Annotated in this window: 13 protein-coding genes and 1 pseudogene; 8 read left to right on the top strand and 6 right to left on the bottom strand. The window is 69.2% G+C overall.

Features of this window, described 5'->3' with window-relative positions; all coding sequences use genetic code 11:
- Nucleotides 1-8 precede the first annotated feature (8 nt).
- Nucleotides 9-1,721, bottom strand: a complete 1,713-nt coding sequence (locus ACIBK8_RS28090) for a BCCT family transporter (protein ID WP_399044647.1) — start codon at nt 1,719-1,721, stop codon at nt 9-11.
- 720 nt (nt 1,722-2,441) lie between these two features.
- Between ACIBK8_RS28090 and ACIBK8_RS28085 the strand changes: the two genes are divergently transcribed.
- The gene (locus ACIBK8_RS28085; RefSeq protein WP_399044646.1) at nt 2,442-3,242 is read left to right on the top strand and encodes a phosphotransferase; all 801 of its coding nucleotides are present in this window, start codon (nt 2,442-2,444) and stop codon (nt 3,240-3,242) included.
- A gap of 25 nt (nt 3,243-3,267) precedes the next feature.
- Here the strand turns inward: ACIBK8_RS28085 and ACIBK8_RS28080 are convergent, their stop codons facing one another.
- From ACIBK8_RS28080 to ACIBK8_RS28070, 3 genes are all read right to left on the bottom strand, one after another.
- Nucleotides 3,268-3,453, bottom strand: coding sequence for a hypothetical protein (locus ACIBK8_RS28080; protein WP_399044645.1), 186 nt, complete (start codon nt 3,451-3,453; stop codon nt 3,268-3,270).
- Between the two features lie 73 nt (nt 3,454-3,526).
- Nucleotides 3,527-5,011: a DHA2 family efflux MFS transporter permease subunit gene (locus ACIBK8_RS28075; protein WP_399044644.1), complete on the bottom strand. Its 1,485-nt coding sequence runs from the start codon at nt 5,009-5,011 to the stop codon at nt 3,527-3,529.
- Nucleotides 5,008-5,511 (bottom strand): MarR family winged helix-turn-helix transcriptional regulator, encoded by a 504-nt coding sequence (locus tag ACIBK8_RS28070; protein WP_399044643.1) that lies wholly within the window; start codon nt 5,509-5,511, stop codon nt 5,008-5,010. The genes ACIBK8_RS28075 and ACIBK8_RS28070 overlap by 4 nt, the downstream gene beginning before the upstream one ends.
- A 100-nt stretch (nt 5,512-5,611) precedes the next feature.
- Between ACIBK8_RS28070 and ACIBK8_RS28065 the strand changes: the two genes are divergently transcribed.
- Entirely contained in the window at nt 5,612-6,229 is a 618-nt protein-coding gene (locus tag ACIBK8_RS28065; RefSeq protein ID WP_399044642.1) for a cysteine hydrolase family protein, read from the top strand.
- A gap of 510 nt (nt 6,230-6,739) precedes the next feature.
- Complete coding sequence (locus ACIBK8_RS28060) at nt 6,740-7,606, top strand: hypothetical protein (protein WP_399044641.1); 867 nt, start codon at nt 6,740-6,742, stop codon at nt 7,604-7,606.
- 133 nt (nt 7,607-7,739) lie between these two features.
- Here ACIBK8_RS28060 and ACIBK8_RS28055 read toward each other — a convergent pair whose 3' ends face one another.
- Nucleotides 7,740-8,630 carry a LysR family transcriptional regulator gene (locus ACIBK8_RS28055; protein WP_399044640.1) on the bottom strand — a complete coding sequence of 297 codons (891 nt, stop codon included), beginning with the start codon at nt 8,628-8,630 and terminating at the stop codon, nt 7,740-7,742.
- Nucleotides 8,631-8,728: 98 nt separating this feature from the next.
- On the opposite strand from ACIBK8_RS28055, the gene ACIBK8_RS28050 reads away from it, so the two are divergent.
- Nucleotides 8,729-9,094: a YybH family protein gene (locus ACIBK8_RS28050; RefSeq protein WP_399044639.1), complete on the top strand. Its 366-nt coding sequence runs from the start codon at nt 8,729-8,731 to the stop codon at nt 9,092-9,094.
- A 250-nt stretch (nt 9,095-9,344) separates the two neighbouring features.
- On the opposite strand, the gene ACIBK8_RS28045 is transcribed toward ACIBK8_RS28050, so the two are convergent.
- Nucleotides 9,345-9,902, bottom strand: a complete 558-nt coding sequence (locus tag ACIBK8_RS28045; RefSeq protein ID WP_399044638.1) for a sugar O-acetyltransferase — start codon at nt 9,900-9,902, stop codon at nt 9,345-9,347.
- 173 nt (nt 9,903-10,075) lie between these two features.
- Here ACIBK8_RS28045 and ACIBK8_RS28040 point away from each other — a divergent pair, with 173 nt between their 5' ends.
- From ACIBK8_RS28040 to ACIBK8_RS28025, 4 genes and pseudogenes are all read left to right on the top strand, one after another.
- On the top strand, nt 10,076-11,026 hold the full coding sequence (locus tag ACIBK8_RS28040; RefSeq protein WP_399044637.1) for a LysR family transcriptional regulator: 951 nt from the start codon (nt 10,076-10,078) through the stop codon (nt 11,024-11,026).
- Nucleotides 11,027-11,213: 187 nt separating this feature from the next.
- Entirely contained in the window at nt 11,214-11,693 is a 480-nt protein-coding gene (locus ACIBK8_RS28035; RefSeq protein ID WP_399044636.1) for a GNAT family N-acetyltransferase, read from the top strand.
- A gap of 446 nt (nt 11,694-12,139) precedes the next feature.
- Nucleotides 12,140-12,652: a GNAT family N-acetyltransferase gene (locus ACIBK8_RS28030; RefSeq protein ID WP_399044818.1), complete on the top strand. Its 513-nt coding sequence runs from the start codon at nt 12,140-12,142 to the stop codon at nt 12,650-12,652.
- A pseudogene (locus tag ACIBK8_RS28025) lies at nt 12,612-12,774 on the top strand (IS5/IS1182 family transposase); the annotation flags it as partial. The gene ACIBK8_RS28030 and the pseudogene ACIBK8_RS28025, both read left to right, overlap by 41 nt.
- Between the last annotated feature and the right edge of the window lie 84 nt (nt 12,775-12,858).

The raw sequence follows: 12,858 nt of genomic DNA, 5'->3' as shown, positions 1-12,858 counted from the left end.
CCTGACGGTCACTTTCCGTGATCTTCGTTGCCGCGGTCGCCGCCCTCGCCGCGCCGCATTCCGGCCGCGCGGCGCAGCCGTAGCAGCCGCGGGTGCCGGGGCCTGCCGTGTTCGGTGACTGCTTCGCCGACCATGGCCGTCACCGCGTCCCTCAGCCCGTGCAGGGCGTGCCGCGGAGGGCCGGCGCCCGGGTCCTCGCGCAGCTCGGTGAGCAGCGACCAGCACAGCGCCAGCATCACCAGCGTGAACGGCAGCGCCACCAGGATCGTCGCCGACTGCAGCGCGGTGAGCCCGCCCGCGACCAGCAGCACGGCCGCGACCGCGGCCATCAGCACGCCCCAGAGGACGACCAGCCAGGTACGGGGGTGCAACGCGCCCCGGCTGGTCAGCGAGCCCATGACGAGCGAGGCCGAGTCGGCGCTTGTCACGAAGTACGTCATCACCAGCACCATCGCCACCCACGAGGAGAGCGTGCCCAGCGGCAGGCTGTCCAGCAGCCCGAACAGCGACGCCTCCGCGCCCTCGCCGACCGTCTCCGCGAGGTTCGCCTGCCCGGTCGCGTCCCGGCGGATCGCGCTGCCGCCCATGACGGAGAACCAGACCATGGTCGCGCCGCTGGGGACCAGCAGTACCCCGATGAGGAACTCGCGGATGGTCCTGCCGTGCGAGATGCGGGCGAGGAACGTGCCGACGAAGGGCGCCCAGGACAGCCACCACGCCCAGTAGAAGATCGTCCACTTGCCGGTCCAGCCGGGGTCGGTGAAGGCGCCGGTCCTTGAGGCCATCGGCAGCAGCTGGCTGAGGTATCCGCCCAGGCTCGCCGGGATCGTGTCCAGTGCGTACACGGTCGGGCCGACCACGAAGACGAAGGCCATCAGCAGCGCCGCCAGCAGGATGTTGACCGTGCTCAGCCACTTCACACCCCGGTGCAGCCCGGAGAAGGCCGAGGCCACGAAGGCCGCCGACAGCGCGGCGATAATGATCAACTCCAGGGTCCGGGACTCGGACACGCCTGCCGTCAGATTGAGGCCCTTGGCGACCTGGAGCGTGCCGAGGCCGAGGCTGGTCGCCGTGCCGAAGACGGTGGCGAAGACCGCCAGCAGATCAATCGCCTTGCCGGGCCCTCCGTTGGCCCGCCGCTCGCCGATCAGCGATACGAAGGCCGAGCTCAGCCGGTTGCCGCGGGCCTTGCGGAAGCCTGCGTACGCCAGGGCGAGGCCGGCGACGCCGTAGATGGCCCACGGGGTGAGCGTCCAGTGGAAGAAGGAGTACTCCATGGCCGTACGGGCCGCGTCCAGAGTCTCGCCTTTCGCACCGGAGCCGGGCGGCGGTGACACGTAGTGCTGCAGCGGTTCGCCCACGCCGTAGAACATCAGGCCGATACCCATACCGGCACTGAACATCATCGCGATCCACGCGAGATTGGTGAATTCCGGCTCCGCGTCGTCCCGGCCGAGACGAATCATTCCGAACCGGCTGAACGCGAGGACGACACACAGCACCAGGAAGAAATCGGCGGCCACCACGAAAAGCCAGCCGAAATTGCTCAGCACCCAGTCCAGAGCGGTGGCCGACACATCGGCGAAGTTGTCCTTCCCGATGGACGCCCACCCCACCACCAGCAGGACCGCCACCACTCCGATGGCCACGATCGTCGGGTCCGGGGGCTGTTCCTGCGGCTTGTGGTCGGGGGCGACGGGATATGTGGGCTCCGTGCTCATGGCGCCCCACTATGGTCTGAAAACAAGGGATTCATGGGAGTGGCGCGCCGTTCGTCGGCGACTCCCATCATGGGCAGGGCTTGCATCTGCAGATACGGAGTCGACAGGTGGATCAGTACAGCCGTTACCGGTGAGATGGATCTTGATTAGCCGGTAGCCCCGAGCCCATTAACGCGGTTCTCGTACTCACGGCGCGCCGTGCGCTGGGCTGGGACCGCCGCGGCGTCGGCGAGTGACTGGCAGTGGCTGAGGAGTTGACGGTGGACCGGGGGCACGGCGGTGATGCGCAAGGTGTAGCCCTCGCCACGTCGTACGGCGCCCCACACCGATTCGAGCCGCCGCCCGGCTCGACAGGTGGCGTGTCGCGTCGATCGCGGCGGCCATCGACGCGAATCCAGCAGCCCGGACCTTGGCCTCCAAAGCGTCACGGCGGGCTTGTCGCGCCGCGGGGAGGGTGCGCCGGGCGCCGGCGGCCCGTGCCTCACGCACGGCGGGCAGGGCGTGGGGCTGGGTGCGGCCGCAGCCGATCGCCGGGCCAGACCCTGCTGGGATGGCGCCAAGGCACCCATCCGTCCGACCAGATCCGGGTCTTCAGCCATAGCAGCGATCCGGCCCTTAGGCAGGGCGGCGCGGGTCTCAGTCGCGCGTTGCGTCGTGCGTTGATCCACGTCGTGTGCAGCCCGGCCCGCGCGGGGTCGATCCGGCGATAGCGTGATCCTCATGACGGCTGAAGACGAGGCGCTGGTCGGCGGGATGGTGAACGCGGGGGCGATCTTCCGCCGGGGGGAGTTGGTGGAGCGACCGGCACCGCGCACCGCGCGCGCCCTGCATGCCCATCTCCTTGCGCTGAAGGAGCACGGCTTCGATGCGGCGCCGGCCCCTGTCGGTCTCGCTGCGGATGGCCGTGAGCAGCTGACTTTCATCCCTGGCGACGTGGCTCTGCCGCCGTTCCCGGACTGGGCGATGACGAGTTCTGCTCTCGAATCGGTGGGGAGCTTGCTGCGGCGTCTGCATGAGAGCAGCGCGGCCGTCGCGGTCGACACGTGTGCCGAGTGGCCCCCGGACCTCGCCGACCCGGAGGGGGGAAGGATGTTGTGCCACAACGATGTGTGCCCGGAGAACGTCGTCTTCCGCGACGGTCGTGCCGCGGCCCTGATCGATTTCGACTTGGCGGCCCCGGGCCGTGCCCTCTGGGACCTCGCCATGACCGCCCGCTATTGGGTGCCCATGCTTGATCCTGAATCCGCGGCTTCTCTCTATCCCCCCGGGCTGGATGCGGCCGCACGGCTGCGGATTCTTGCCGACGGCTACGGCCTCTCTGTTGGGGACCGCGCCGAGTTGCCTGGCGTCATCGAGCAGGCCACGGAGGTCTGCCGGGCCTTCGTCGTCTGCCGCGTGGCCGGCGGAGACCCCGTCTATCTCCAGGCGTTGGCCGAGCGTGGTGGATGGGAACGCTGGGACCGCGTGCAGACCTGGCTGGTGGACCACCGCAAGACGTTCACGGCTGCCCTGCTGAACTGACCGACCCGGACGTTCGAGGACAAACTCACCGGGTGTTCTTGGTGCCGCGTTCGTCCTCGGTGGCCTGGAACCGGTAGGAGTCGGTTCCGGTCCGGATCAGCGTGGGGCAACGCTGGGAGCACGTCCGGCGCTGTGACCTCGCCGCCCGGCTGCGGGCCGAGATCGAGGGCGCAGCGTAACCGTCGAGCAGCGCCCATCGGCGAGCGGGCATGTGGCGCTGTACAACTCTCCGGGCGGCGCTCACTGGGCAGTCCGATGGCCAAGGGTGAAGAGGCCGTCGGGGCTCAGTGGGTGGGGGTGGTTCGTCCGCGGCTGAGTGAGGCGATCAGGCCGAGCACGCAGGTCGCGGCCAGGGTCAGCAGGGCCCAGCGGTAGCCGCTGGTAAGGGCCTGCAGTGTGTGAGGGGGGAGAGCGGAGACGGTGCCGGAGTAGGCGGCCTCTTTGACCGGCGTGGGCAGACCGCCGGTCGCGATCGTCAGCGCCAGTGCGGTGCTGACCGCGTAGCCGGCGTTCTGGACGGTCTGGCGCACTCCGTTGGCGATGCCGCGTCGCTCGGCGCGGACCGAGCCCATGATGGCGCTGGTGTTCGGGGTCATGAACAGTCCCACGCCGGCGCCCACGGCCAGCAGGCACACGGCGAGCAGGGCGTTGTTCATCCTCGGGGCCACCACTGCGGCCAGGGCGAACAGGCCGGCGGCGGCCAGGGCCAGGCCGGTGCTGGCCAGGCCCCTGGCGGAGAACCGGTCTCGCAGTCGGCCGGCGACCGGTGCGGCGGCTGCCATGGCCAGTGCGACGTAGAGGACGTGCAGGCCCGCCTGGTAGGGCGCCATTCCGGCGGCGGCCTGGAGGTAGAGCGACATCAGCAGGACGACGGCGAAGTAGGCCATCGCCATAAGGAAGAGGGCGAGGTAGGCCAGTGACCGGGCTCGGTCGGCGAACAGGGTGAGGTCCAGCAGCGGGTGCCGGCGCCGGGCCTGCACGGCGAGGAAGAAGGGGCCGAAGACGGTGAAGAGGGCGAGGCCGGCCAGGACCGGGGTGCTGGTCCAGCCCAGTGCCCCTCCCTCGGACAGGGCCAGGATGAGGCCGCCCAGGGCCAGGGTGGACAGCAGCGCGCCGAGGTAGTCGAAGGGTTCCCGTTCGGTGGGCGTTGCGCCGGGGCGCAGGCTCAGCCGGGCCCAGAGCAGGCCGATCAGTCCGACGGGCACGTTGAACCAGAACACCGCGCGCCAGCCCAACCCGGAGGCCAGGGCGCCGCCCACGGCTGGGCCGAGGACCTGGGCCAGGGCGGCGATGGTGGCGTTGACGCCCAGTGCGGTCGGCAGTCGGCGGGCGGGGAACGCGTCCGTGATCAGCGCGGTGATGTTGCACAGCAGTGCGGCGGCGCCAATGGCCTGTATGCAGCGGAAGGCGATCAGCCAGGCGATGCCGGGGGCCAGCCCGCACAGCAGGCTGCCGGCGGTGAGCAGGGCGATGCCGCCCAGGTACATGCGGCGTCGGCCGATCATGTCGGCGACCCGCCCGAAGACGAACACCAGCACCGTGGTGACGAGCATGTAGGAGAGCAGCGTCCAGGAGGCCGCGGAGGCCGAGGCGCCGAAGTGGCGGCTGACCGTGGGCAGAGCGACGTCCATGGTGGAGGTGTTCACGCCGGCGAGGAACCCGCCGAGCCCGGCGATGACCTGCACCTGCCACAGGCGCCCGGGACCGTCGGCGCTCTTTTCGGGGGGCGCGGCCGGGGTGGGGGTGCGGGTGGTCGGTGGAGTCGTCATGCGGAGCTCCCTTCCTTGTCGTCGGCGCCGGGGAGCGCCTCGGGGTCCAGGCGGGCGAGCAGCTTCTCGCCGATGGCGGTGAGCTGTTCGCGCTCGGCATCGGTGAGCGGGGCGAGGACGTGTTCGCGCACGCTGCGGGCGTAGACCGGTGCGGCCTGCTCCGCCCTTTCCTGTCCCTGCGGGGTCAGTACGGCCAGCCAGCCGCGCCGGTCGCCTTCGGGGACCTCGCGGCGCACCAGACCGGCCTTCTCCAGGCGGCCGACGGCGTGCGTGATCCGGCTGGCCTTGGAGTGGGTGATCTCCGCCAGGCGGCTCATCCGCAGCGCCTGGCCCGGGGCGCGCCGCAGCCGCCAGAGGATGTCGAAGTAGCTGCGCGGCAGCTCTGCCTCTTCCTCCAGGTCGTGGTCGAGCTGGGCCGTCAGGGCCTCCCAGGTGCGGTTGACGGCACGGAAGACCCGCAGCTCGTCGGGGGTGAGCCAGTGGGTTTGATCATTGCTCATCACCATTATTACAGTACAGGATTATCCAGCGCTGTAATAAATGCTCTGGCTGTGCCGCAGCGCACGAGGAACCCACGTCCCACACACAGAAGGAACCCCTTTGCCGAGCAAGACCCCCGCCCTGGTGCCACACCGCACCGCACTGCTGCTCATGGACCTCCAGCCCGCTGTGCTGGAGGGCATCCCGGAGCCGGAGCAGCTCCTGGAACGCGCTCAGCGCGCCCAACGGGCCGCACTGGCAGCCGGCATCCGGGAGATACACGTACGCGTCGCCTTCGCCCCCGAGGACCACGCTGCCATCCCCGCCCACAACAAAGCCTTCGCGCCACTGGCCCGGGCCGGCCATTTGACCGAAGGCACACCGGAGGCGGACGTCCACCCTCTGCTGCGCGCCGACAGGCGCGCGCACACGGTCACCAAGACCCGCGTCAGCGCCTTCAGCACCACCGGCCTCGGTCCGCTGCTGCGGGAACAGGGCATCGACACCCTGGTCCTCGCCGGCATCGCCACCAGCGGCGCCGTCCTGTCCACCGTCCGAGACGCCGCCGACCGCGACTACCGCCTGCTCGTCCTCGGCGACGTGTGCGCCGACGGCGACCCCGGCCGTCACGAGCTGCTGATGCACTCCGTCATCCCGCTGCACGCCGACGTCCTCGACGTATCGGACTTCGAAGCCGCCACCCGCGCAACGTCGGACCAGCACCGGCACGACCAGTGATCGCACCAGGATCCCCAGCAGCGCACCGTGCAGGCAGCGCGCAGTGAGGACACAGACGCGTGCACAACACGCCCCGGCTGCGGACTTGTTCACGGACACCGCGCCCGTGACCCCGGCGGGATACCGGCCGGCGTCCCGCCCGCCGTCCCGAACCACCGCACAAGAGCGAGACACCCTGGACCTCTACGACTGCCAGACCGGCCCCACCAGACGAGCCGGCCTCTCCCACGCGGCCGACGCGGTGCGCGCAGGAGGGCTTCTGGTCTTCCCCACCGACACTCGGCCCAAGCCGGGCACGCGGCACATCGTGCCAGCAGTTGTGTTGGCCCAAGGCGAGATCGCCCTCCGGCCGCCGTCCCGCAGTTGCCCGTGCGCCCGGCACAGGACGGTGCTGGGAGTCACCGCTACGAACATGTCGCCCTTATTCGTACGGCTGGTTCAGTATCTGCCGGGTTGTCAGTGGGTGGTCCTACCTTCAGGACAGGGTCTCCGACGGCGAAGGCGGCATACGTGGCGAACATCGTCTGGCACGAGAAGTGGGGCATCGAACTGGACCTGACCCGGGGCGATCTCGGGCACGAAAGCATCCCGAAATTATGGGAGTTGCTGTATCAGAACGACCGGATCGACGCGCTCCGGGGCGTTCCGGTCGCCAAGCGCGGTCTCCAGTGCGGTGGTGTCTGCCGCAGGGCGGGGGTGGTCGCGTGGATGTATCTGCGGGAGCGCGGCGGGCGGCGGGAGGCCGTGCACGAGCGGGCGGAGGACGAGCAGCGTCACCGCGCGCCGCTCTCCGATGAGCACAAGGCGTACCAGGAGCGGATCGTGCGGGCGGCGGACAGTCTCGGGTATCCCGCCAACAGCGAGGTGCGTACGGCGGTGGGGCCGCGGTCGTGGATCCAGACCGACACGCTCGTGCAGGGAGAGGGCGGCATCCGGGTCGGGTGGGAGATCCAGCTCTCGTCGGCCGGCGCGGAGGGGCCGCGGAGCGTGAAAGCGCGCGCAAGCAAGGCGGCGAAGCACGGGATCATCCCGGCGTGGCACACGGACCGGTCGGACTACGCCCGCCGGACCGATACACACTGGACGAGGAGCGACCATCTGCCCGCTGAGGTGATCGCGAAAACGGGCGACCTTCGCGTCGTCTCGGGATTCCGCGTACTCGACTTCTGGCGCTGTGGTATCCACGCGCTCTATCGGTGCCCGGACACCCCCAATCGGTGCGGCAAGCGGCACGTCACGCCGAAGCCCCGGGACGTGCTCTTCGACGACCTGGTGCGCAAGACGGCGGCTGGGCTGATCGTCCCGATCACGCACCGCACGGGGTCGACGACGCACCGGTTCTGGGTGACAGACGCAGACCGGGACCAGGGTCGATGAGGACCTGGGCCATGACGCGAGCCTTGGCGATGGCGTCGCCGTTGGACCCGGAGGTGACCTCGACGACCAGGAGGGTCTGGTCGGGCAGGAGTGCGCCGGCGCCTTGGCGGTCGCGGTGGGGACGACGGCGCTGTTACCCAGGCTCGGGCTTGGTGAATGCCTGTCGGCTGTGTACGAGCAGTTCACGCACCGCGGGGCTGTGCGTGTTCTTCCAGATCAGGGCGAGCAGGGCGGGTGTTTCGACGTCGTCGATGGCGCGGGCGATGATTCGGCCGCGGTAGCTCGCGGCCATCGATTCGCTGAGGACGGCGACGCCGAGTCCGCGGGCGGCGAGGTCGGCGATGGCATCCGCGGCGCTGGCTTGCAACGCGATCGCGGGTTGGAGGTTCTGTGCGGCGCAAGCACGGTCGAATACTGTGCGCAGGCCGGTGCCGGGTGGCATGCACACGATCGGGTGGGCGATCAGGTCGCGCAGAGCGACCCGCCGCTGTTTCGCCAAAGGGTGCCCGGCCGGAACTGCTGCGACGAGCCGCTCACGGATGATCGTCAGCGCCTCCAGCCCGTCGGGGGTGGCGGTTGCGGTCCCGATGAGAGCCAGGTCGACGGTGCCCGCGCGCACCCCCTCGACGAGCCGGTCGGAATTGTCCTCCAACAGTGAGAGCTCCACCCCGGGATGCGCCCGGTGGAACACGGAGAGTGCGTCGAACAGCGGCGTCAGGGTGCAGCCGATGACCATCCCGACCGTGAGCCGACCCCGGATCAGGTCGGTCACCTCACTCACCGCCTGGCCGACCGCCCCGGCCGCGGCGAGCACCGCGCGGGCGTGTTCGAGCGCAGCCTTTCCCGCAACGGTGAGGGTGGCGGTGCGCGCCGACCGGTCAAACAGCTCGGCACCGAGTTCACGTTCCAGCTGGCGGATCTGAGCGCTGACGCCGGACTGGCTGATGTGCACCCGCTCGGCCGCCCGGGTGAAGTTCTGCTCTTCAGCGACCGCGACGAAGTATTCCAGCTGCCTCAGTTCCATGACTGAGAATTCTAGCTTCCAGAAGAATCATCTGTTGGACTTCTGATCATCGGGCAACCACGCTGGGAAGCACCGAAGCCCGACGTCAGGAGGAACCCATGCCGGAATACGAGAAGGCCATGCGCCCCGAAGACATCACCCGCTTGTTCGTTGAACGGTCCAACGCCGGTGACGCGGCCGGGGTCGCCGCACTCTACGAAGAGGACGCAGTGATTGCCTACCCGCCCGGGGACCGGACGGTGGGCCGGGAGGCGATCCGTGCGCTATGGGAAAAGGTGCTGGCCAACCGTCCCCGTTTCGAGCCGGAGCAACCACTGCCGACGCTGGTCAGCGGCGACATCGCCCTCACCTCGACCCCACCGAAGGACGGGGCCGGCGCCCGTGCGCAGGTTGTCCGGCGCCAGCCTGACGGAAGCTGGTTGCGCCTGCTCGACCAGCCCGAGTTCGTCCCGCCAACCCGCTGAAATCCGCCACCATCCCGGTGGACGAGCCGTCCCATGAGACCGCCCGGACGAGCTACAGAAATGGTCTCCATCTCGCCGTCACGGACATGTAGTCGACAAGTTGTCGCAGTTCAGAGCCAGTTCACGAGCTCCTGCAATCGGTAGAGCCGCACGGTGCCGTGGTGGCTGCCTGGTGCGACGTGGATAGCGGATAACGGACGGCAGCAGCCGGCGTGGGCACCGGCCGCGGGGCCGCTGCCGGCCACATGGTTCAGTCGTCCCACCGCTTGCGTTCGAACGCGGCCGGTCCGGTGACCAGGGTGTTGGGGGGCACGTCTTTGGTGACGACGGTTCCGGCGCCGACCACGGCACCGCGTCCGATCGTGACGCCGGGGAGGACCGTGACCGCCGCGCCGAGCCATGCGTTGGCTTCGATCGTGATGGGCGCCATCGTGACGTATTCGCTCCGCTGGGTGGCTCCCAGCGGGTGGTCGGTGGCGATGAGGTTGGTCTTCGGGCCGATCAGGACGCCGTCTCCCAGACGGATGCGGCCTTGGCCCATGTTGTCCATGAAAGTGCAGCCCTGGTTGACGAAGACGTGCTCCCCGAAGTCGATGCCGAGCCCGTGGTGGCTGTAGAAGGGCGGGTAGACGGTGACGGAGCTGGGGACCGGCTTGCCGGTGATCTCGGACAGCAGGGCGCGGCGTGTGGCCTTGTCCTCATAGGGCAGGGCATTGAGCCGTGAGGTGAGCGTGTTCACGTACTCGATTCGCTCTGCTATGCGTGCGAACTCGGCTGTGCGGACGTAGAGGCGGTCTTGATCAGGCATGAGGGTTCCTCACGAGGGGGCGCTCGGGCCGGAGCCGTTGAGTGGCGTCGCGGACGACTGGTGATCAACCACAGGTTGACCACCAGTCATCAAAGCGATCAGGGCAGGCTGGAATCAAACAACGATCATGGCGGCCAGGAACAACGGTTGGTTGTCTGCCTAGGATGAGAGGCATGGACGTCACTGCCATGCGCACCTTCGTCACCGTCGTGGACGCGGGACAGTTCCAAGAGGCCGCCATCGCCCTGTCGATCACCCCGCAGGCGGTGTCCAAGCGCATTGCCGCGCTGGAGACGGAGCTTGGTGTCCAGCTCTTCACCCGGGACGCGCGCGGAGCGCGGATCACTATCGACGGGCAGGCGTTCCTGCCTCACGCCCGTGCCTTCCTCCAGGCCGCTGAACGGGCCGTCGCCTCGGTGCGGCCAGGCAGCCGGGCGTTGCGCGTCGACGTTATCGGCCGCCAGCTCTCCCTGGCGGGTCTGCTGCGCGGCTTCCACCTGGCCCACCCCGAGACCGCGCTGGATGTCGTGACGCTGTTCGACTCCGACGCAGCCATCGCCGCCGTCCAGGCCGGGACGATCGACGCGACGTTTCGTGCCGTGACGATGCCGGGCCGGCAGCTCCCGCGCGGCGTGGAAGCCACTGCCGTCTTCGACGAACCGCTGCACCTGTTCACCGGGGCGGGGCACGCGTTCGCGAACGCCCTCGCGATCACCCCTGCCCAGCTCGCCGGCCGGCGGATCTGGATGCCCGGCAACATGCCAGGCACCGAGTGGGCCGCCTACTACGACGAACTCGCGGCCACCTTCGGGGTCGTCATCGACTCAGTCGGCCCGGACTTCGGGATCGAGCCCCTGCTCGACACCATCGCCAACTCCACGACGCTGGCCACTTTCGTCAGCGAACAGACCCCCTTGGTCTGGCCCGCCGGCCACGGCCTGCGCCGCATCCCCATCAAAGACCCGACCCCGGTCTACCCCCACTTCCTGATCTGCCGCACCGACAACCCCCACCCCGCCCTGGCCATCCTGCGCAGCCATCTCACCTCCGCCTATCCCGGACGCCCCAGCAGTGGCATCTGGACACCGGCGTGGACCCAGTCCGTGCTGCCTGAGCGCGCTTGACTCCCGCCCACGGACAGGCAAGCGGTGCGACCACAGTTCGGCCACTTGCGACGGCTCTGTAGGGTCTCGGGATCCTCGGCATGAGAGGGCGAGCTGACCTCGGCGTTCTCCGAACGGCTCACCGCGTGAGCGGGGTCAGCGTTGGCGTTGTGGACCATTCCACAGATGTCGCGGCAAACTCGCTCGCATGGTGCGCCTGCGGGTTCTCACGACTGACGACTGGCCGTTGTGGCGGGACGCTCGTCTCGCTGCGCTGGCTGAAGCTCCGCACTCCTTCAAGTCCCGGCTCAAGGACTGGCGCTGCGGTGGGGAAGAGCGGTGGCGTGCGCGTTTGGCCATGCCCGGGGCTCACAACGTCGTCGCGCTTCTGCACGAGCAGGCGGTGGGAATGGCCAGTGGGCTTCCCGTGAACAGCGGCACGTGCGAGCTGAGATCGGTATGGGTCAGCCCCGAGGCCCGGGGCTGCGGCGTCGGTGATCTCCTGGTCGCGGTGATCGAGGCGTGGGCCCGGCGTTCGGGCGCCACCAAGTTGAGGCTGGCGGTGATCCCCGGCAACGAGCCTGCCGTGACGCTGTATCAACGCCACGGTTTCGACTTCTCCGGAGAGCTCGGGGATCTCCTGCCCGACGGGGCCAGAGAACAGCTGATGGTGAAGAAGCTGCGCTGACAGGCGAAGACGCCTCAGCGGGCGGGGCGCCGTGGGCTGGACGGCAGCCTGGAGCCAAGCGGTCACCACCCGGCGGACCCCGCCTCGATGATGAGCTGCGCGTGCGACCGCGTTCGGGACGCACGCTGCCCGCACGACTCCAGGCTGCCGCCCGCACCCGAGCGCTCGCCCGCCGGCGCGCGTAGACGAGGAGAAGTGCGATGCCCAAGAAGGCCGGCGCCGAGAAGTCGGACGCCAGACGGTCCCCGGCGCGCAACGACGGTCACCGGAGTGGGACTTGCGGTGGCAGATAATCCCGCGGGCCGCTTTGCCGTATCGCTTCGAAATCGTTGGACGCTTGCGGGTTAGTCGGCGAGCATCCGCGGGTGACTGATGAAACCGATCGCCAGAGTCCGCTCACGCGGAGCCCGAGACACGTCCGTTTCGTCGAGCTGTCCGGCGGGACGATGTCCGCATTGCTCGATGGAGACCTGTCCGGAGCCAGCAGGATGGCCGGGGTTGAACTGACCGAGTACTTCGTGACCGACAGAGCACGGTGGCTGTGGCAGTTCCGGCTCGACCAGATGGCCGCCGATCCCGGTCATGCGCGGTGGATGGTGCGGCAAGCGGTCGTCGGCGACAAGGGTCTCGTCGTCGGACATACGGGGTTCCACGGACCGCCCGACGAGGCCGGCATGGTCGAGATCGGCTACTCCGTCGCTCCTGACTTCCGCCGCCAGGGATACGCCCGATCCACGCTGGTCGAGTTGCTGCGCCGGGCAGCAGCCGAACCCGCAGTCACAACCGTGCGGGCGGCGATCAGCCCCGGGAACGTGGCATCCCTGGCCACGGTCTCGGGCTTCGGCTTCGTTGAGGTTGGAGAGCAATGGGATGAGGAGGACGGCCTCGAACTCGTTTTTGAGGTCCCTGCCCGCCGGTTCACGCGGCGGGCTCACGACGAGGATTCACCTGGCCGGTGACGGCGGGTGCCGCCCGGCGGCCATTCCCCTGACACCCGGGCAGTGGGGCGAAGTGGGGCGATGCCCCGCAGATGATCCCCGTTCTGGATGGCGTTCGTGTCCTACGTCCTGCTAGGGCGCGTATTGGGTCGTGATCAATGGGTGGTCCGGGTGAGGTCTTTGATCCAGATCATCGAGGCGCGCAGGTGTAGGCCGGCGAGGTAGCT

Source organism: Streptomyces sp. NPDC050161 (assembly GCF_044460025.1).
Classification (GTDB): Bacteria; Actinomycetota; Actinomycetes; order Streptomycetales; family Streptomycetaceae; genus Streptomyces.
This window is presented reverse-complemented; position numbering and strand designations above follow the sequence as displayed.